The organism is Pseudomonas sp. NPDC087336, assembly GCF_044744285.1.
GTDB lineage: Bacteria > Pseudomonadota > Gammaproteobacteria > Pseudomonadales > Pseudomonadaceae > Aquipseudomonas.
Genome location: NZ_JBIUYA010000001.1, coordinates 382,143 through 400,399, shown reverse-complemented (window position 1 = coordinate 400,399; position 18,257 = coordinate 382,143). Strand labels below are relative to the sequence as shown.

Genomic DNA, 18,257 nt, shown 5'->3' with positions numbered 1-18,257 from the left:
CTTACAACGGCTTGACGATGAACAAGCCGTCTTCGTGGCCCTCTTCGGAGCCACCGTAGACTTGCTCGGCCACGGTGCGGATCTTGCTGCCACGAGCGGCGAGGATCTGGTCCATCGCGCCGGCAAACCAACCGGTGAACATGTAGTCGACCTTGCGCCCGACCTTGCCGTACACGTAGACGAATGCCGAGTGCTCGAGCTTGACGCTGCAGGTGCCTTTATCCAGGTCGATGTCCTGGATCTTGAACAGGCCCCAGCCGCGCTGCGACAGGCGCTTCATGTAGTGTTCGAACACAGCGACGCCTTCCAGGCCATGGCATTCGGCTTCTTTTTCACACCAGTGCCAGGCGGACTTGTAGCCGGCCTTGTAGAGGATTTCGGCGTAGGCGTCGGCGCCCAGCACTTCCTCGATGCCCATGTGGTTGTTGACGAAGAAATGGCGCGGTACATACAGCATCGGCAGGGCGTCGGACGTCCAGACACCGGTCTCGCTGTCGACTTCAATAGGCAATTGCGGGGCGATCTTGGCCATGGAAACTTAACTCCAGAAAAATTTTGGTGTTGCCCCCGGCACGGATGACCGGGGGAAAGGAATCAGAAGTGCGGCGGCTTATTCGCCCCAGACGTCTTTCAAAACGTTGACCCAGTTCTCGCCCATGATCTTGCGCACCACGCGCTCGGAATGGCCGCGCTTGAGCAGGGTTTCGGTGAGGTTCGGGAACTCGCCGACGGTACGGATGCCCAGCGGGTTGATGATCTTGCCGAAGCTGGTCAAACGGCGGGCGTAACCCTTGTCGTGGGTCAGGTACTCGAAGAAGTCCTGGCCGTGACCCTGGGTGAAGTCGGTGCCGATGCCGATGGAATCTTCGCCGACGATGTTCAGGGTGTATTCGATGGCTTCGGCGTAGTCGTCGATGGTCGAATCGATGCCCTTGGCCAGGAATGGCGCGAACATGGTCACACCGACGAAACCGCCGTGGTCGGCAATGAACTTCAGTTCTTCATCGGACTTGTTGCGCGGGTGCTCTTTAAGGCCCGACGGCAGGCAGTGTGAGTAGCAGACCGGCTTTTTCGATTCGAGGATGACTTCTTCGGAAGTCTTGGAACCGACGTGGGACAGGTCGCACATGACACCAACGCGATTCATCTCGGCAACGATTTCACGGCCGAAGCCCGACAGGCCGCCGTCACGCTCGTAGCAACCGGTGCCGACCAGGTTCTGGGTGTTGTAGCACATCTGCACGATACCGACGCCCAGCTGCTTGAACACTTCGACATAGCCGATCTGGTCTTCAAACGCATGGGCATTCTGGAAACCGAAGAGGATGCCGGTCTTGCCCTGCTCTTTCGCCTTGCGGATGTCGGCGGTGGTGCGCACCGGAATCACCAGGTCGCTGTTTTCGCGGATCAGTTTCTGGCTGGCGGCGATGTTGTTGACGGTGGCCTGGAAGCCCTCCCACACCGACACGGTGCAGTTGGCTGCGGTCAGACCGCCCTTGCGCATGTCTTCAAACAGCTCGCGGTTCCACTTGGCAATAATCAGCCCGTCGATAACGATGCTGTCGGCGTGCAATTCGGCTGGGCTCATCAGGCTGTCCCCTTGTTGGCGATTCATGCGCCGAATCGTGTGCCGGCGCTTTGGGGCCAGCATATGCCTCGGTGCATTGGCAGCCGGGTGCAAAAACGACAGGGGAATTGCCGAAAGCGTCAATCCGCGACAAAGGGTCGTCGCAAGGCACAATTGCCGACCTGTTCAAGGCTGTCCGCTTGGGCCAGAATTCGCCATATCTCTTGATGCTTCACTGGATGGGAGCGGCAACCACATGAAATTCATCTTCCTGGCTTTGGCACTGATTGCGACCGGCGTACACGCCGCCGAGGAGTCTGAAGACACTCCCTGCGACAAAGTCGAAAACGACGTCCAGACCCTGGAATGCTCCGCCTTCAGCAAAACCACCGCCGAAGATTTGCTGAGCGAAAACTACAAAAGCCTGAACGAGCGCATGCAGTCGCTCTACGGCAAGAACCCGTCGCAATTGGCCGACATCACCGCCAAGATCAAGGCCGCCCAGCAACAATGGCTGAAAACCCGCGACGCCGACTGCGCCATCTACGCCTTCCCGGCCACCGCTGGCAGCAAGGCATTCACCATCGCGCAAAATGATTGCGTGGCGCGGATGAGTGACGAGCGGTCGGAGTTTTTGGAGTTGATTGGGCAGGAGTAAATGCAAACTTCAGTCCGTTGAGCTGTAGGCTGCACTTCTTCACTTAAAAGGGATTCAACATGAAAGTCTGCGGCATCGAAATCAAAGGCAGCGAAGCGATCATCGCTGTGGCAGCTCTCGAGGGTTCCACTCTGAGCCACGTCGCGCTCGCCACCAAGAAAATCGCCCTGGACGATGACGATGAAGCCGCCAACGTCAAAGTGTTTGCCGCTCAGGTCGCGTCCTTTGTTCGCGAGAACTCGATAGATCGAATCGCGATCAAGAAGCGCAGCAAGAAAGGCGAATTCGCCGGTGGGCCGACCACGTTCAAGATCGAGGGCGTTTTTCAGTTGCTGGAGAATTGCGAGGTGATGCTGTTGTCGCCGCAGACCATCAATGCGCAGGCCAAGAAGCATGGTTTTGAGCTGCCGGAGGCGCTGAACAAGTATCAGCATGAGGCGTATAAAGCAGCGTGTTCGGCGCTGATGAAGAAGTAACGCTCTCTTCTGGCCAAAGAAAATCACTGTGGGAGCGAGCTTGCTCGCTCCCACAGTTTTTTGGGGGTTCAGGCTTTGGCGGTCCGGCGATCCTCTCGCGGGCACCGCTCGAACTTCGCCCGATAACTACGGGTGAAATACGACGGCGATTCAAACCCGCACGCAATACTCACCTCCAACACACTCATATCGGTCTGGCGCAGCAGCTGCCGCGCTTTCTCCAGCCGCAAGCGCAGGTAGAAATTGCTCGGCGTATCGTTCAGATGCAGGCGAAACAACCGCTCAAGCTGCCTGCGCGTCACCTTGATCGATTCCGCCAGTTCCAGCGTACTCAGCGGCGGCTCACTGTGCTGCTCCATCTCGCCAATCACGTGCACCAGCTTCTTGTTGCTGATGCCGTAGCGCGTGGCGACTTCCATGCGCTGGTGGTCCTTGCGCGGGCGGATGCGCCCGAGCACGAACTGTTCGCTGACCTGGATCGCCAGTTCCGGACCATGGGCCTGGGCGATCAGATCCAGCATTAAATCGATCGACGCGGTTCCACCCGCCGAGGTGATGCGCCGACGGTCGATTTCGAACAGCTCTTGAGTGACGCTCAGCTGTGGATAGGACTCCTTGAAGGCGTCGATGGCTTCCCAGTGCAGGGTCAGGCGATGGCCGTCGAGCAGGCCGGCTTCGGCGAGGATAAAGCTGCCGGTGTCAATCGCGCCGAGGGTCACGCCTTCGTTGTCCAGGCGACGCAGCCAGTGCTCCAGGGCCGGGGTGGCGAACTTCAGCGGTTCGAAGCCGGCGACCACCAGGAGCGTCGCGCCTTTTTTCAGTGGCTCCAGCGCCGCATCGGCGTTGACCGACATGCCGTTACTGGCCAGCACCGCCCCGCCATCGGCACTCAATACGTGCCAGCGATAGAGCTCGCCGCGAAAGCGATTGGCAACCCGCAACGGCTCGATGGCCGAGATGAATCCAATGGCCGAGAAACCCGGCATCAACAAGAAATAGAAATCCTGGGACATGGAGCGCACTCGATCGACGGGTAGCGTGATGAGGGTGATACGCCACTTGCAACAAGCATTCAAGAGCACAGGTCGCTGCAGTGCAAGAGTCGGTCGCCGCAGTGCGCTTTCATGGCAGATTAGCTGCGTAACGTGACATCACCGGCGCACAGACGACCGGACCCACAATAATGAAACTGCCGAGGAACCTGAGAATGAAACGACTGATCAGCAGCTGTGTTCTTGCACTCAGTGGTACCGCTTTGCTGAGCGCCAGTGTCATGGCCGCCGAACCTGCGTCGTGCCAGAACGTGCGCATGGGCGTGGTGAACTGGACCGACGTGATCGCCACCAGTGCGATGACCCAGGTATTGCTCGACGGCCTCGGCTACAGCACCAAACAAACCAGCGCTTCCCAGCAGATCATCTTTGCCGGGATCCGCGATCAGCGCCTGGACCTGTTCCTGGGTTACTGGAACCCGCTGATGACCCAAACCATCACCCCGTTCGTCGACGCCAATCAGGTCAAGGTGCTTGAAGCGCCAAACCTCAAAGACGCCCGCGCCACCCTCGCCGTGCCGACCTACCTGGCCGACAAGGGCCTGAAAACCTTCGCCGACATCGCCAAGTTTGAAAAAGAGCTGGGCGGCAAGATCTACGGCATCGAGCCAGGCTCGGGCGCCAACACCCAGATCAAGGCGATGATTGCCAAGAACCAGTTCGGCCTTGGCAAGTTCCAGCTGGTCGAATCCAGCGAAGCCGGCATGCTCGCCGCCGTGGATCGCGCCGTACGCCGCAAAGAAGCCGTGGTGTTCTTCGGCTGGGCGCCGCACCCGATGAACGTCAACGTACAGATGACCTACCTCACCGGCAGTGAAGATGCCCTTGGCCCGAACGAAGGCATGGCCACGGTCTGGACCGTTACCGCACCGAAATACGCCGAACAGTGCCCCAACATCGGTCGCCTGCTGAGCAACCTGACATTCACCGCCGAAGACGAGAGCCGGATGATGCAGCCGCTGCTGGATCACAAGGACGCCTTCGAATCGGCCAAGCAGTGGCTCAAGGATCACCCGCAAGACAAGCAACGCTGGCTCGAGGGCGTGACCACCTTCGATGGCAAGCCGGCGGCTGAAAACCTGAAGCTGACCAGCAAGTAACCCTCAATCGAACCACCGATTCGCAGCCCGACCGGGCTGCGAACGGGACAACTACGCCTGTAAGGAACCGAAAAATGAACCACGACGTCATCATCACCTGCGCACTCACCGGTGCTGGCGACACGACCGCCAAGAGCCCACACGTGCCGGTCACCCCGAAACAAATCGCTGCCGCCGCCGTAGAGGCCGCCAAGGCCGGCGCCACCGTGGTTCACTGCCACGTTCGCGACCCTGAAACCGGCAAGTTCAGCCGTGACGTGGCGCTGTATCGCGAAGTGATGGAGCGCATTCGCGAAGCCGACGTCGACATCATCGTCAACCTCACCGCCGGCATGGGTGGCGACCTGGAAATCGGCGCGGGCGAGAACCCGATGGAGTTCGGCCCGAACACTGACCTGGTCGGCCCGCTGACCCGTCTGGCCCACGTCGAAGAACTGCTGCCGGAAATCTGCACCCTCGATTGCGGCACGCTGAACTTCGGCGATGGCGACACCATTTACGTCTCCACCCCGGCGCAGCTGCGGGCTGGTGCCAAGCGTATTCAAGAGCTGGGCGTTAAGCCTGAGCTGGAGATTTTCGACACCGGTCACCTGTGGTTCGCCAAGCAGATGATCAAGGAAGGCCTGCTCGACAACCCGCTGTTCCAGCTGTGTCTGGGCATTCCGTGGGGTGCCCCGGCGGACACCACCACCATGAAAGCCATGGTCGACAACCTGCCGGCCGATGCGGTCTGGGCTGGTTTCGGCATCGGTCGGATGCAAATGCCGATGGCCGCGCAAGCCGTGCTGCTGGGCGGCAACGTGCGGGTCGGTCTGGAAGACAACCTGTGGCTGGACAAGGGTGTATTGGCGACCAACGGCCAACTGGTCGAACGCGCCAGCGAAATCCTCAGCCGCCTCGGCGCCCGGGTCCTGACCCCGGCGGAAGGCCGCAAGAAAATGGGCCTGAAACAGCGCGGTTAAGCCCACTAACACCAACCACTGTAGGAGCCGGCTTGCCGGCGAAGAGGCCGGTACATCCATCGCATTTTCTGCGGTGCTTGAATCGCCTTCGCCGGCAAGCCGGCTCTCCTACAGGGATCACCGAATCCTTCAGGAAATTGCCATGAGCTTTATCACCGAAATCAAAACCTTCGCAGCCCTCGGCAGCGGTGTCATCGGCAGCGGCTGGGTGTCCCGCGCCCTCGCCCACGGCCTCGACGTGGTGGCTTGGGACCCGGCGCCTGGCGCCGAAGCCGCCCTGCGCAAACGCGTCGCCAATGCCTGGGGCGCGCTGGAGAAACAAGGCCTGGCGCCCGGCGCCTCGCAGGACCGCCTGCGTTTTGTCGAGACCATCGAAGAATGCGTGCGCGACGCCGACTTCATCCAGGAAAGCGCCCCTGAACGCCTTGAACTGAAACTGGAACTGCACAGCAAAATCAGTGCCGCGGCCAAACCCGATGCTTTGATCGGCTCCAGTACCTCCGGCCTGCTGCCAAGCGAATTCTACGAGAGCTCGACCCACCCGGAGCGCTGCGTGGTCGGGCACCCGTTCAACCCGGTTTACCTGTTGCCATTGGTGGAAGTGGTTGGCGGAAAAAACACTGCCCCAGACGCTGTGCAAGCGGCAATGAAAGTCTACGAATCCCTCGGCATGCGCCCGCTGCACGTACGCAAGGAAGTGCCAGGCTTCATCGCCGACCGCCTGCTCGAAGCGCTGTGGCGTGAGGCGCTGCACCTGGTCAACGATGGCGTAGCGACGACCGGCGAAATCGACGACGCGATTCGTTTTGGCGCCGGTCTGCGCTGGTCGTTCATGGGCACGTTCCTGACCTATACCCTGGCCGGTGGCGACGCTGGTATGCGTCACTTCATGGCACAGTTCGGCCCGGCCTTGCAGTTGCCGTGGACTTACCTGCCGGCGCCTGAACTGACGGAAAAATTGATCGACGATGTGGTAGACGGCACCAGCGATCAGCTGGGCAAACACAGCATTTCGGCGCTGGAGCGCTATCGTGATGACTGCCTGCTGGCTGTGCTGGAAGCGGTGAAGACCACCAAAGAGAAGCATGGGATGGCCTTCAGCGAGTAACCCGTACCCCTGATCGTTCCCACGATCTGCGTGGGAGCGATCATTTCTGGAGAGCAATATGCCCGCATTGACCACCTACCAAACCCGCATCATCCCCGACTGGGTCGACTACAACGGCCACCTGCGCGACGCGTTCTACCTGCTGATCTTCAGCTACGCCACCGACGCCCTGATGGACCGCCTCGGCATGGACAGCAGCAACCGCGAAGCCAGCGGCAACTCGCTGTTCACCCTGGAACTGCACCTCAACTACCTGCACGAAGTGAAGCTCGATGCCGAGGTCGAAGTGCACACGCAGATCATCGGCCACGACGCCAAACGCCTGCACCTTTACCACAGCCTGCACTTGGTGGGCGACGCGAAGGAGCTGGCGGGCAACGAACAGATGCTGCTGCACGTCGACCTCGCCGGGCCAAGCTCCACGCCATTCAGCGAGTTGACCCTGGGCAAGCTGCAGGCCATCGTCGCCGAGCAGAACGACCTGCCCGCCCCCGCCTACATCGGCCGAGTGATTGCATTACCGCCAAAAAAATAACAAGGAGATCGCATGAACACCGCCGCTGCTTTTGCCGACTTCCGTACTTATCCGTTGATCAGCGCGCTGGCAGGCGTGCACGCCATGGCGGATCGGGTTCTGGTGAAGTGGGCCGACAACCGCATCAGCCCCTTCCACCACCCATGGCTGCGGGACAACTGCCCGTGCCCGCAATGCGTCTACACGGTGACTCGCGAACAGGTGCTGGAAATCGTCGACGTGCCGCAAAACCTGATGCCAGTCCAGACCAGTATCGATGCTGAAGGCTGCCTGAGCGTGCAATGGCAGGATGGCCACCTCAGCCGCTTCGACCCTGGCTGGTTGCGCGCCCATGCCTACGACGACGAGTCCCGCGCCGAGCGCCTGGCAGGCAAGCCCAAATCCAGGCTTTGGCACAGTGATTTGCAGTTGCCGGTGTTCGAGTATCAAGCGCTGATGAACGACAACCAGGCGCTGTTGCAATGGCTACTGGCCGTGCGCGACACCGGCCTGACCCAGGTCCGTGGCGTACCCACCGAACCCGGCTCACTGAAGCTGGTCGCGCAGCGCATTTCCTTCATCCGCGAGAGCAATTTCGGCGTGTTGTTCAACGTGCAGTCCAAGGCCGATGCCGACAGCAACGCCTACACCGCTTTCAACCTGCCGTTGCACAGCGATCTGCCAACCCGTGAGTTGCAACCGGGGCTGCAATTCCTGCATTGCCTGGTCAACGATGCCGAGGGCGGCGAGAGCATTTTCGTCGACGGCTTTGCCATCGCCGAGGCGTTACGCCAGGAGGACCCCGAGTCGTTCCAGAGCCTCTGCGAGATTCCCGTGGAATTCCGCAACAAGGATCGCCACAGCGACTACCGTTGCCTCGCACCGATCATCGCCCTGGATACCTTGGGGCAAGTGTCGGAAATCCGCATGGCGAACTTTTTGCGCGGCCCGTTCGATGCGTCGGTAGAACAGATGCCCAAGCTGTATCGTGCCTATCGCCGCTTCATTGCGATGACTCGAGAGGACCGTTTCAGGCTGATGCAAAGGCTCAACCCCGGCGAACTCTGGTGCTTCGACAATCGCCGTACGCTGCACGCCCGCAACGCCTTTGATCCAGCAACCGGGGGGCGGCATTTCCAGGGCTGTTATGTGGATCGGGATGAGTTGTTGTCTCGAATCCTCGTGTTGCAGCGTTAAACCTCGTCGCCCCACATCTGTAGGAGCTGGCTTGCCAGCGAAGGCAGCGCACATGTCACACCGCGTTTGTCCCATTCGCCAGCAAGCTGGCTCCTACAGACAGGCAAAAAAAGCCCCGATCAAGCCGTGACAGGATCGAGGCAGAGGGTACTGTTGAGGAGCTGCCGCGGGAAGGTGACCAAACCCTCGTGAAGCAAGCTGGGTCCAGTGTGCCGGTTCTCATCTGCGGTATATAGCCCGAAAACGACCTGTTCATAGCCAATGCTGCCATTACGACAAATCACCCTTGCCGCCACTGCGTGCCACTACCAGAATCGAACCACGACACCATTCCCAGAAGAAGGATTCGCGTCATGATGCACGCTGATTTGATAGACCAGGAAGACCTGTTGGGCCAGCTCAAGTCATTGGGCTTTCAAGTGCCGAGTGGCGCCACGGCCGAGCAGGCGTGTGAGTTTGCCGTGCGAGGCTTGAACAACGAACGGGCCATCGTGCTGCGCACCATGGTCAAGCAGATGTACACCAGCAGCGCGACGATCCTGCCGGCTGTGCGCCAGGCCATCGACAAGCAGTTGCTGCCGGCGTTGGCGGAATACCAACAAAGCCACGTCGCCCGTTAAATCCAATCGCGGGCAAGCCCGCTCCCACAGGAAATGCGCCATTTTCAAACCAGCGCAGTACCTGTGGGAGCGGGCTTGCCCGCGATGAATGCGACTCGGTTTTAGAGCCTTACGCTAGCAAACGTCGACTCATTACGCGCCTGACTCAGCGCCGACAACGGCCCGGACAACGGCGACAGCACCAATGCCTGCGGCAGCGGCATCATCGCCACTTGTTGCGTGGTGTTGGAACCTACACGCTCATCGCGCGGCGGAATGCCGAAGTATTCGCGGTAGCACTTGGAGAAGTGCGGCGTGGACACGAAGCCACACACCGACGCCACTTCGATGATCGACATCGGCGTTTGCTTGAGCAGTTGCCGAGCGCGGATCAAGCGCAGCTTCAGGTAGTACCGCGAAGGCGAACAATGCAGGTACTTCTGGAACAGCCGCTCCAGCTGACGACGGGACACGGCGACGTACACCGCCAATTCGTCGAGGTCGATCGGCTCCTCGAGGTTGGCTTCCATCAGCGCGACGATTTCCTGCAACTTCGGCTGGTTGGTGCCGAGCATGTGCTTGAGCGGCACGCGCTGGTGATCCTGTTCGTTGCGGATGCGTTCGTAGACGAACATCTCCGAGATCGCGGCGGACAGTTCACGACCGTGATCGCGGCTGATCAGGTGCAGCATCATGTCCAGCGGCGCGGTGCCACCGGAGCTGGTGAAGCGGTTACGGTCGAGGGTGAACAGGCGGGTACTCATGGCTACCCGCGGAAACGCTTCCTGCATCGCCGCCAGGCATTCCCAGTGCACGCTGCAATCGAAACCGTCCAGCAGGCCGGCGCAGGCCAGGGCCCAGCTGCCGGTGCAGACCGCACCCAGGCGACGGGACTGACGCGCCTGGCTCTGCAGCCATGAAACGTGTTCGCGGGTAACAGTGCGCTGAATGCCGATACCACCGCAGACGATCACGGTGTCCATGGGAGGCGCTTTGTGCATGGAGGCGTCGGGAGTGATTTGCAGACCGTCACTGGCCCAGACTTGACCGCCATCGACGGTGAGGGTGGTCCAGCGATACAGCTCGCGGCCGGACAGCTGGTTGGCCATGCGCAGTGGTTCGACTGCGGAAGCCAGGGAAATCAGCGTGAAATTGTCCAGCAGCAGAAAGCCGATGGATTGAGGCGCACGGTTCTGGGGTTGGGCCCCGGAGTTGAACGTCGTCATCGCGGTATCTCCTCACACAAAGCGGGTGATGGCCTCAGGCGGAGGCTCTTGTTATCGCCATCGTTCTCGCGTGGGAGACGGGCTTTGTAATGACAGAGCAATTGCCATGCCTAAATTTGATTGTGCGTTCAATAACTCCTAAAAACGACGTCGGAATGTGTCTATATATGACGCGCATTGAGTAGGGGTTATAAGTGCCATCAAGGGCGGCAAGTGCTCTGCCCCGTTGCGTGTGAGCAAATCGGTAGCACTTGTGGGAACAGGGCTGCGAGCAGCCTGGGAAGAGTGTCACCGCAGGCACAGGTGACGGGCGGTCGGAGCACCGATTGTACCCGATCGCCGATGAGGCAATTTATCTGTTAGCGACGCGCCAAAAGGTGGCGCGTTTTAAATCGGGTGTGCACTTAACGCGCAGTTTTGACTGGTCTGACGCCATCGCTGGCAAGCCAGCTCCCACAGTGATCGAGGTGGACACAATTAATGTGAGCGACACAAAACCTGTAGGAGCTGGCTTGCCAGCGATGGGGGGGCGACTCGGTCTCAGCACTCAACCGCACTAACCGCCAACCCACCCCGCGACGTCTCCTTATATTTGTCATGCATGTCGGCACCGGTATCGCGCATGGTGCGAATCACCCGGTCCAGGGAGATAAAATGCTGGCCATCGCCGCGCAATGCCATCTGCGCCGCATTGATCGCCTTCACCGCGGCAATCGCGTTGCGCTCGATGCACGGCACCTGCACCAGGCCACCTACCGGATCGCACGTGAGCCCCAGGTTGTGCTCCAGGCCGATTTCCGCCGCGTTGCACAGCTGTTCCGGTGTGGCGCCAAGAATTTCCGCCAGGCCCGCCGCCGCCATGGCACAAGCCGAACCGACTTCGCCCTGGCAACCGACTTCGGCACCGGAGATCGAGGCGTTCTTTTTGCACAGGATCCCGACCGACGCCGCGCCGAGCATGTAGTCGACGACATTGGCGTCAGTCACGTCCTCGCTGAACTTCATGAAGTAGTGCAACACTGCCGGGATGATCCCCGCCGCGCCATTGGTCGGCGCCGTGACCATGCGCCCGCCGGCCGCGTTCTCTTCATTGACCGCCAGGGCGAACAGGTTGACCCACTCCATGGCGCTCAGCGTCGAGCCGATCACGTTGGGCTTGTTCAGTTCCTGCAAGCTGCGATGCAACTTGGCCGCGCGACGGCGCACGTTCAGGCCGCCGGGCAGGATGCCCTCGTGCTTGAGGCCTTGCTCGACGCAATCCTGCATGGCGCGCCAGAGGTGCATCAGGCCACTGCGGATTTCCTCTTCGCTGCGCCAGACCTTCTCGTTGGCCATCATCAGTTCGGCGACTCGCAGGTTGTGCTTTTTACACAACTCCAGCAGCTCGGCGGCGCTGGAAAAATCGTACGGCAGCACGGTGCGATCCATGTCGACCACACCGCTGCTGGCTTGCGCCTCATCGACGACAAAACCGCCGCCGACCGAATAGTAGGTATCGCGATGCAGCTCGCCGTCTTCACCTTCAGCAACCAGGGTCATGGCATTGGGGTGAAAAGGCAGGTTCTCATCGATCAGGCGCATGTCCCGAGCCCAGATGAACGGGACCGGCAGGCGACCGTCGAGCAACAACGTGTCGGTTTCACGCAAGGTGGCGATGCGAATGCCGATTTGCGACGGATCGATCGCGTCCGGCCACTCCCCCATCAACCCCATGATCACCGCGTTGTCGCTGCCGTGGCCGATGCCGGTGGCCGACAGCGAGCCAAAGAGCTGCACTTCGACACGTCGAACCTGCTCGAGTTGCCCCCGTTCGCGCAAGCCCTGCACGAACAACGCCGCCGCCCGCATAGGCCCCACGGTGTGTGAACTGGAAGGGCCGATGCCGATTTTGAACAGGTCGAAAACACTGATAGCCATTGCTGCCGGACTCCTGGATGTGCCAACTCCAGGCGCAAAAGCGCCCGGTGACGGAGCTGCTACGCTCAAGCTGCAATCCGTCAGGATGGCCGCATCATCAGGCTTTTATCCTGTCGTTCGACGTCTCACACCGACGCACTCATGTCCACGAACGCCGCGTGTCTTTCACGTCGTGTTTTCGCCGTTTTTTTGCGGCTCAGACGGACAAAAGTGGCTGAAAAAATCTGTAAACGACGTCACCGACACTGGATGCGACCATCCCTGTACTGGTTACGACGCACCCTGTAGGCGTCAGATTTTCACTGGTACATGATCGTATCGACTCGATTGCAAGGCGCCGTGGTAGAGATGTCTCCAGAACGCCATCCAACCGCAACCTATAAGTGCGGTGGTTCCAGTCGGAAACACTGCCAAAAAAAACACCAAGGAGTCCATCCATGAAAGGTTCCCCGTCGTTGTTGTTGGCCGCTTTGCTTAGTCTGCCGGTTCTGGCGCAAGCCGCCGAACCGGCCCAATGCAGTACCGTAAACTTCTCCGATGTTGGCTGGACCGACATCACCGCAACGACCGCCACCACCAGCGTCGTGCTCAACGCCCTTGGCTACAAGACCAAGACCACCATGATTTCCGTACCCGTGACCTACAAGTCCCTGGCCGACGGCAAGAACATGGACGTGTTCCTCGGCAACTGGATGCCGACCATGGAAAACGACATCAAGGCCTACCGCGACGCCGGCACCGTGGAAACCGTGCGCACCAACCTCAAGGGCGCCAAGTACACCCTCGCCGTACCGCAAGCCCTGTACGACAAGGGGCTGCATGACTTCGCCGACATCGCCAAATTCAAGAAAGAACTCGACGGCAAGATCTACGGCATCGAGCCGGGCAACGACGGTAACCGCCTGATCCAGAGCATGATCGACAAGAACGCCTTCGGCCTCAAGGACGCAGGCTTCAAGGTCGTCGAGTCCAGCGAAGCGGGGATGCTTTCCCAGGTCGACCGCGCACAGAAACGCGACACCGCCGTGGTCTTCCTCGGCTGGGCGCCGCATCCGATGAACAAGCGCTTCAAGATTCAATACCTGACCGGCGGCGACGACTTCTTTGGCCCGGATTTCGGTGCTGCCACCGTGGCGACCAACACCCGCAAGGGTTACGCCGAGGAATGCAGCAACGTGGGTCAACTGCTGAAGAACCTGGAGTTCACCGTCGACATGGAGAGCGAACTGATGGGCAACATCCTGGACGACAAGATGAAGCCTGACGCGGCCGCCAAGGCCTGGTTAAAGAAGAATCCACAGGTGCTCGATACCTGGCTCGCTGGCGTGACCACCATTGACGGTAAACCAGGCCTGGAAGCCGTGAAAGCCAAACTCGCGCCTTGAATCAGGGAGCATCGCTTATGCCGGGCGGCTCACGCCGTCCGGGCTGTTAATTTCCTTGCATGCGGACGTTCACTACCATGCTGATTGATCAGAAAATCCCTTTAGGCCAGCACATCGCGAGCTTTGTCGAGTGGTTGACGCAACACGGCGCCAACACATTCGACGCCATTGCCGTGTCGCTGGAAACGATGATCCACGGCGTGACTTTCGCGCTGACCTGGTTCAACCCGCTGGCATTGATCGGCCTCATAGCCCTCCTGGCCCACTTCATCCAGCGCAAATGGGGGCTGACCGCTTTTGTCATCGCCTCCTTTCTGCTGATCCTCAACCTGGGGTACTGGCAGGAAACCATGGAGACCCTCGCCCAAGTGTTGTTCGCCACCCTGGTCTGCGTGGTCATCGGCGTGCCGCTGGGTATCGTCGCCGCGCACAAGCCAATGTTCTACACTGTAATGCGACCGGTACTCGATCTGATGCAGACCGTACCGACCTTCGTTTACCTCATTCCTACCCTGACCCTCTTCGGGCTGGGTGTGGTCCCGGGCCTGATCTCCACGGTGGTGTTCGCGATTGCCGCGCCGATCCGCCTGACCTACCTGGGCATCCGCGATGTCCCGCAAGAACTGATGGACGCCGGCAAGGCCTTTGGCTGCTCGCGTCGCCAGCTGCTAACACGGATCGAACTGCCCCACGCCATGCCGAGCATCGCGGCCGGTATCACCCAGTGCATCATGCTGTCGCTGTCGATGGTGGTGATCGCGGCACTGGTGGGCGCCGACGGACTGGGTAAACCGGTGGTCAACGCACTGAACACTGCTGATATCGCCCTGGGCTTCGAAGCGGGCCTGGCGATCGTACTGCTGGCGATCATGCTCGACCGTATCTGCAAACAACCCGACGCCAAAGTAGGGGGTGACGCATGAGCATAATTCGCTTCGAAGACGTCGACGTAATCTTCACCAAAGATCCACGCGAAGCACTGAAACTTCTCGATCAAGGCTTGACCCGCAGCGAGATCCTGAAAAAGACCGGGCAGATCGTTGGCGTCGAAAAGGCCAGCCTGGATATCGAAAAAGGTGAAATCTGCGTGCTGATGGGCTTGTCCGGCTCCGGCAAGTCCAGCCTGCTGCGCTGCATCAACGGCCTCAATACCGTCAGCCGTGGCAAGTTGTTCGTCGAGCACGAAGGCAAGCAGATCAACATTGCGTCCTGTTCCGCCGCCGAACTGAAAATGATGCGCACCAAGCGCATCGCGATGGTGTTCCAGAAGTTCGCCCTGATGCCTTGGCTGACGGTGCGCGAGAACATCAGCTTCGGCCTGGAAATGCAGGGCCGTCCAGAGAAGGAACGCCGGAAACTGGTCGATGAAAAACTCGAACTGGTGGGCCTGACCCAATGGCGCAACAAGAAACCCGATGAGCTGTCCGGTGGCATGCAGCAACGTGTGGGCCTGGCCCGTGCGCTGGCGATGGACGCCGACATTCTGCTGATGGACGAACCGTTCTCGGCGCTCGACCCGCTGATCCGCCAGGGCCTGCAGGATGAACTGCTGGAGCTGCAACGCAAGTTGAGCAAGACCATCGTGTTCGTGAGCCACGACCTCGATGAAGCCCTGAAGCTCGGCAGCCGTATCGCGATCATGAAAGACGGCCGGATCATCCAGTACAGCAAGCCTGAAGAAATCGTCCTCAACCCGGCGGACGACTACGTGCGGACCTTCGTGGCCCACACCAACCCGCTGAACGTACTGTGCGGGCGCAGCCTGATGCGTACCCTGGACAACTGCAAGCGCATCAACGGTTCGGTGTGCCTCGATCCGGGCGGCGATTCGTGGCTGGACCTGGCTGAAGGCAACACCATCAAGGGCGCACGCCAGAACGGTGCGAGCCTGGACCTGCAGAACTGGATTCCAGGGCAGGCGGTAGAAGGCCTGGGCCGCCGGCCGACGCTGGTGGACTCCAACATCGGCATGCGCGATGCGCTGCAGATCCGTTATCAGACGGGCAACAAACTGGTGCTGCACGACAACAACAAAGTGGTCGGGATTCTCGGCGACAGCGAGCTGTACCACGCGCTGCTCGGCAAGAACCTGGGGTAAGGCAACAGACACAAAAACGCCGCGAGAGATCGCGGCGTTTTTGTTTGTGCTGATCGTTCCCGCGCGCAGCAAAGGAATGCGGCCCGGGACGCTCTGCGTCCCATCGGTGCCAGACCGCAAATCGGCACCGGGGCTGGAACGCGGAGCGTCCCTTGAGGCATTCCTTTGCTGCGCGTGGGAACGATCAGCGTGGGAACAGAGTGACTGCAACAAAGTTGTAGGAATCCTCACGACAGCGAGCTGTACCACGCGCTGCTCGGCAAGAACCTGGGGTAAGGCAACAGACACAAAAACGCCGCGAGAGATCGCGGCGTTTTTGCTGGTGCTGATCGTTCCCACGCGCAACAAAGGAACGATCCTGGATCACAACTTAGCTATACACCCGGCCAAGAAGCTGCCGATGGCTTTCAAACTGATCGAGCACGTCACGGGTGATCTGATCCTGGGTGAAACCCATCAAGTCGTAGTCCTGGCTGCCGTTGTGCAGGTACACCTCGGCGCGGTAGTAACGCTGGCGCGCCTCATCGGATTGCGCCGACTCGGTTGGCGTAGCCAGATAACCGTCCAGGCTGACTTCGTAGACAAAAAGGTTGCCCTCTTCCATCTCGACCCGCACACCCATGCAACGCTTGGACTTGCCCAGCAGCGTCTGCACTTCCAGGCCTTGGGCACGCATTTGCGTCGTCGCATCCTGCAATGCCGGGCTCACATGCTTATCCATGAAGCGTTGTACCACCGACTGGCTCGGTTGCAGGTCCAGCTGCGTCAAGCGCTCGCTGAAGCCACGACGACCCCGTGCCGCCAATTCCGCCTGCTCCTGTTCGATCTGCACGTCCTGGCGCATGGCCTTGTGCAAGCCGAACATGAAGAACACCAACACCACCGAGAACGGCAGGCCAGCCAGCACCACCATGGTTTGCATGGCTTCGAAGTTACCGGCGAACAGCAGACCGATGGTCACCAGGGTGATCACCACCGACCAGAAGATCCGCAGCCAGTGCGGCGCGTCCTCGTCGACGTTACCGCCTTTGCACGACAGGTTGGCCATCATCACCGCGCCGGAATCCGCCGGTGTCAGGAACAGCACGAAGCCCACGAAAATCGAGACACCGATCACCACTTTCGACGCCGGGTAATGCTCCAGCAACTGGTAGATCGCCATGGACGGCTGTTCCAGCGCCGTCTTGCCCAGCTCCACCGCCCCATGGTTCATCACCAGGTCCAGGGCCGAGTTACCGAAAATCGACAGCCACGCCAGGGTGAAACCCAGCGGAATCAGCAGCACGCCAGCGACCATTTCACGCACCGTACGACCACGGGAAATACGCGCGATGAACATGCCCACGAATGGCGCCCAGGAAATCCACCACGCCCAGTAGAACAGGGTCCACAGGCCCAGCCAGCGGTCGGACTTCTCGCTGTCGCCTTCGTACACATAGAGGTCGAAGGTCTTCAGCACCACCCCGTTGAGGTAGTCACCGACGTTCTGCACGAAGCCATTGAGCAGGTGCAGGGTCGGGCCGAACAGCAGCACGAAAATCAACAGGCCGCTGAACAGCACGATGTTCAGGTTGGACAGACGACGGATGCCGTTTTCCACACCCGACACGGCAGCGATGGTCGCCACGGTGCTCATCACGATGATCACGATCAGCAGGTTGGTGTTGCTGTGCTCCATGCCGAACAGGTTTTCCAGGCCCGACGAGACCTGCAGCGAACCGATCCCCAGGTTGGTCACCAGGCCCAGCAGGGTCACGAACATGCCGAAGCCGTCCACCGCATGACCGGCCGCGCCCTTGACCCAACGCTCGCCCACCAGCGGATACAGCGCCGAACGCAACGCCAGCGGCTGGTTATGCCGGTAGGCAAAGTACGCCACCGCCAGGCCGACCAGGGCGTAGATCGCCCAGCCATGCAGGCCCCAATGCAGGAACGTCAGCTGCACCGCCTGACGTGCCGCCAGGTTGCTGCCGGCCACGCCTTCCGGTGGGTTGAAATAGTGATCCAACGGCTCGGACGCACCGAAGTACAGCAGCGAGATGCCGATACCCGACGAGAACAGCATCCCCGCCCAGGCACCGTAGCTGAAGTCCGGGGTGTCGTCCTTGCTGCCCAGCTTGAGCTTGCCGTAGGACGAGAACGCCAGGCCGACCACGAAGATCAGGTAGGCGGCAATCACCACCATGTAGTACCAGCCGAAGCTGCGGGACAACCAGGCTTGCGCCGTACCGAGCAGTCTGCCCGCCTCTTGCGGGGCGATGATCAGAATGGCGGTCAACAACAGAATCAACGCGGTAGAGGTGTAGAACACCCAACCGTTGACCGTCACCTTCTCGGGTGGGGTCTTTATTAGCGAGGCAGAACTCATGGCACAGATGCTCCGGGCAGTGCGAGAGAA

General features: G+C 60.2%; 17 protein-coding genes. 11 read left to right on the top strand and 6 right to left on the bottom strand.

Features of this window, described 5'->3' with window-relative positions:
- Position 1: 1 nt before the first annotated feature.
- Both ACIO0C_RS01875 and ACIO0C_RS01870 read right to left on the bottom strand, forming a co-directional pair.
- The gene (locus tag ACIO0C_RS01875) at positions 2-532 is read right to left on the bottom strand and encodes a DUF5943 domain-containing protein (RefSeq protein WP_401307084.1); all 531 of its coding nucleotides are present in this window, start codon (positions 530-532) and stop codon (positions 2-4) included.
- A 78-nt stretch (positions 533-610) separates the two neighbouring features.
- Positions 611-1,588: a dipeptidase gene (locus tag ACIO0C_RS01870; RefSeq protein ID WP_008019494.1), complete on the bottom strand. Its 978-nt coding sequence runs from the start codon at positions 1,586-1,588 to the stop codon at positions 611-613.
- A gap of 235 nt (positions 1,589-1,823) precedes the next feature.
- On the opposite strand from ACIO0C_RS01870, the gene ACIO0C_RS01865 reads away from it, so the two are divergent.
- Together ACIO0C_RS01865 and ACIO0C_RS01860 are read left to right on the top strand one after the other, a co-directional pair.
- The gene (locus tag ACIO0C_RS01865; protein WP_401307082.1) at positions 1,824-2,225 is read left to right on the top strand and encodes a lysozyme inhibitor LprI family protein; all 402 of its coding nucleotides are present in this window, start codon (positions 1,824-1,826) and stop codon (positions 2,223-2,225) included.
- Positions 2,226-2,284: 59 nt separating this feature from the next.
- Positions 2,285-2,701, top strand: a complete 417-nt coding sequence (locus tag ACIO0C_RS01860; RefSeq protein WP_401307079.1) for a DUF3010 family protein — start codon at positions 2,285-2,287, stop codon at positions 2,699-2,701.
- Between the two features lie 68 nt (positions 2,702-2,769).
- On the opposite strand, the gene ACIO0C_RS01855 is transcribed toward ACIO0C_RS01860, so the two are convergent.
- Positions 2,770-3,714, bottom strand: a complete 945-nt coding sequence (locus ACIO0C_RS01855; RefSeq protein ID WP_272603835.1) for a GlxA family transcriptional regulator — start codon at positions 3,712-3,714, stop codon at positions 2,770-2,772.
- A gap of 194 nt (positions 3,715-3,908) precedes the next feature.
- Between ACIO0C_RS01855 and ACIO0C_RS01850 the strand changes: the two genes are divergently transcribed.
- The 6 genes from ACIO0C_RS01850 (at position 3,909) to ACIO0C_RS01825 (ending at position 9,254) form a co-directional block, all read left to right on the top strand.
- Positions 3,909-4,853, top strand: a complete 945-nt coding sequence (locus tag ACIO0C_RS01850; RefSeq protein WP_401307075.1) for a choline ABC transporter substrate-binding protein — start codon at positions 3,909-3,911, stop codon at positions 4,851-4,853.
- Positions 4,854-4,927: 74 nt separating this feature from the next.
- A complete protein-coding gene (locus ACIO0C_RS01845; protein WP_179056959.1) occupies positions 4,928-5,815 on the top strand; it encodes a 3-keto-5-aminohexanoate cleavage protein in 888 nt (295 codons plus the stop codon).
- A gap of 142 nt (positions 5,816-5,957) precedes the next feature.
- The gene (locus tag ACIO0C_RS01840) at positions 5,958-6,923 is read left to right on the top strand and encodes an L-carnitine dehydrogenase (RefSeq protein ID WP_401307073.1); all 966 of its coding nucleotides are present in this window, start codon (positions 5,958-5,960) and stop codon (positions 6,921-6,923) included.
- A 58-nt stretch (positions 6,924-6,981) separates the two neighbouring features.
- Complete coding sequence (locus ACIO0C_RS01835) at positions 6,982-7,458, top strand: thioesterase family protein (RefSeq protein ID WP_401307070.1); 477 nt, start codon at positions 6,982-6,984, stop codon at positions 7,456-7,458.
- 12 nt (positions 7,459-7,470) lie between these two features.
- Positions 7,471-8,634: a gamma-butyrobetaine dioxygenase gene (locus tag ACIO0C_RS01830; RefSeq protein WP_401307067.1), complete on the top strand. Its 1,164-nt coding sequence runs from the start codon at positions 7,471-7,473 to the stop codon at positions 8,632-8,634.
- A gap of 353 nt (positions 8,635-8,987) precedes the next feature.
- On the top strand, positions 8,988-9,254 hold the full coding sequence (locus ACIO0C_RS01825) for a hypothetical protein (RefSeq protein WP_008057089.1): 267 nt from the start codon (positions 8,988-8,990) through the stop codon (positions 9,252-9,254).
- A gap of 101 nt (positions 9,255-9,355) precedes the next feature.
- Here the strand turns inward: ACIO0C_RS01825 and ACIO0C_RS01820 are convergent, their stop codons facing one another.
- Together ACIO0C_RS01820 and ACIO0C_RS01815 are read right to left on the bottom strand one after the other, a co-directional pair.
- Complete coding sequence (locus ACIO0C_RS01820; RefSeq protein ID WP_007975492.1) at positions 9,356-10,459, bottom strand: GlxA family transcriptional regulator; 1,104 nt, start codon at positions 10,457-10,459, stop codon at positions 9,356-9,358.
- A 540-nt stretch (positions 10,460-10,999) separates the two neighbouring features.
- Positions 11,000-12,376: an L-serine ammonia-lyase gene (locus ACIO0C_RS01815; protein ID WP_401307062.1), complete on the bottom strand. Its 1,377-nt coding sequence runs from the start codon at positions 12,374-12,376 to the stop codon at positions 11,000-11,002.
- A gap of 437 nt (positions 12,377-12,813) precedes the next feature.
- Here ACIO0C_RS01815 and ACIO0C_RS01810 point away from each other — a divergent pair, with 437 nt between their 5' ends.
- The 3 genes from ACIO0C_RS01810 (at position 12,814) to choV (ending at position 15,859) form a co-directional block, all read left to right on the top strand.
- Positions 12,814-13,761: a choline ABC transporter substrate-binding protein gene (locus tag ACIO0C_RS01810; RefSeq protein WP_179056955.1), complete on the top strand. Its 948-nt coding sequence runs from the start codon at positions 12,814-12,816 to the stop codon at positions 13,759-13,761.
- A gap of 77 nt (positions 13,762-13,838) precedes the next feature.
- On the top strand, positions 13,839-14,684 hold the full coding sequence (gene choW / locus ACIO0C_RS01805; RefSeq protein WP_401307058.1) for a choline ABC transporter permease subunit: 846 nt from the start codon (positions 13,839-13,841) through the stop codon (positions 14,682-14,684).
- Complete coding sequence (gene choV, locus ACIO0C_RS01800) at positions 14,681-15,859, top strand: choline ABC transporter ATP-binding protein (RefSeq protein WP_020796090.1); 1,179 nt, start codon at positions 14,681-14,683, stop codon at positions 15,857-15,859. Before choW ends, choV begins: the two co-directional genes overlap by 4 nt.
- A gap of 370 nt (positions 15,860-16,229) precedes the next feature.
- Here choV and ACIO0C_RS01795 read toward each other — a convergent pair whose 3' ends face one another.
- Entirely contained in the window at positions 16,230-18,170 is a 1,941-nt protein-coding gene (locus ACIO0C_RS01795) for a BCCT family transporter (RefSeq protein ID WP_401307344.1), read from the bottom strand.
- Between the last annotated feature and the right edge of the window lie 87 nt (positions 18,171-18,257).

Excerpts from the sequence above, each read along its gene's own strand:
- ACIO0C_RS01845 (WP_179056959.1), top strand. The coding sequence starts at position 4,928 with ATGAACCACGACGTCATCATCACCTGCGCACTCACCGGTGCTGGCGAC.
- ACIO0C_RS01820 (WP_007975492.1), bottom strand. The coding sequence starts at position 10,459 with ATGACGACGTTCAACTCCGGGGCCCAACCCCAGAACCGTGCGCCTCAA.
- ACIO0C_RS01825 (WP_008057089.1), top strand. The coding sequence starts at position 8,988 with ATGATGCACGCTGATTTGATAGACCAGGAAGACCTGTTGGGCCAGCTC.
- ACIO0C_RS01865 (WP_401307082.1), top strand. The coding sequence starts at position 1,824 with ATGAAATTCATCTTCCTGGCTTTGGCACTGATTGCGACCGGCGTACAC.
- ACIO0C_RS01840 (WP_401307073.1), top strand. The coding sequence starts at position 5,958 with ATGAGCTTTATCACCGAAATCAAAACCTTCGCAGCCCTCGGCAGCGGT.
- ACIO0C_RS01860 (WP_401307079.1), top strand. The coding sequence starts at position 2,285 with ATGAAAGTCTGCGGCATCGAAATCAAAGGCAGCGAAGCGATCATCGCT.
- ACIO0C_RS01815 (WP_401307062.1), bottom strand. The coding sequence starts at position 12,376 with ATGGCTATCAGTGTTTTCGACCTGTTCAAAATCGGCATCGGCCCTTCC.
- ACIO0C_RS01810 (WP_179056955.1), top strand. The coding sequence starts at position 12,814 with ATGAAAGGTTCCCCGTCGTTGTTGTTGGCCGCTTTGCTTAGTCTGCCG.
- ACIO0C_RS01855 (WP_272603835.1), bottom strand. The coding sequence starts at position 3,714 with ATGTCCCAGGATTTCTATTTCTTGTTGATGCCGGGTTTCTCGGCCATT.
- ACIO0C_RS01870 (WP_008019494.1), bottom strand. The coding sequence starts at position 1,588 with ATGAGCCCAGCCGAATTGCACGCCGACAGCATCGTTATCGACGGGCTG.
- ACIO0C_RS01850 (WP_401307075.1), top strand. The coding sequence starts at position 3,909 with ATGAAACGACTGATCAGCAGCTGTGTTCTTGCACTCAGTGGTACCGCT.
- ACIO0C_RS01835 (WP_401307070.1), top strand. The coding sequence starts at position 6,982 with ATGCCCGCATTGACCACCTACCAAACCCGCATCATCCCCGACTGGGTC.
- ACIO0C_RS01830 (WP_401307067.1), top strand. The coding sequence starts at position 7,471 with ATGAACACCGCCGCTGCTTTTGCCGACTTCCGTACTTATCCGTTGATC.
- ACIO0C_RS01875 (WP_401307084.1), bottom strand. The coding sequence starts at position 532 with ATGGCCAAGATCGCCCCGCAATTGCCTATTGAAGTCGACAGCGAGACC.
- choW (WP_401307058.1), top strand. The coding sequence starts at position 13,839 with ATGCTGATTGATCAGAAAATCCCTTTAGGCCAGCACATCGCGAGCTTT.
- choV (WP_020796090.1), top strand. The coding sequence starts at position 14,681 with ATGAGCATAATTCGCTTCGAAGACGTCGACGTAATCTTCACCAAAGAT.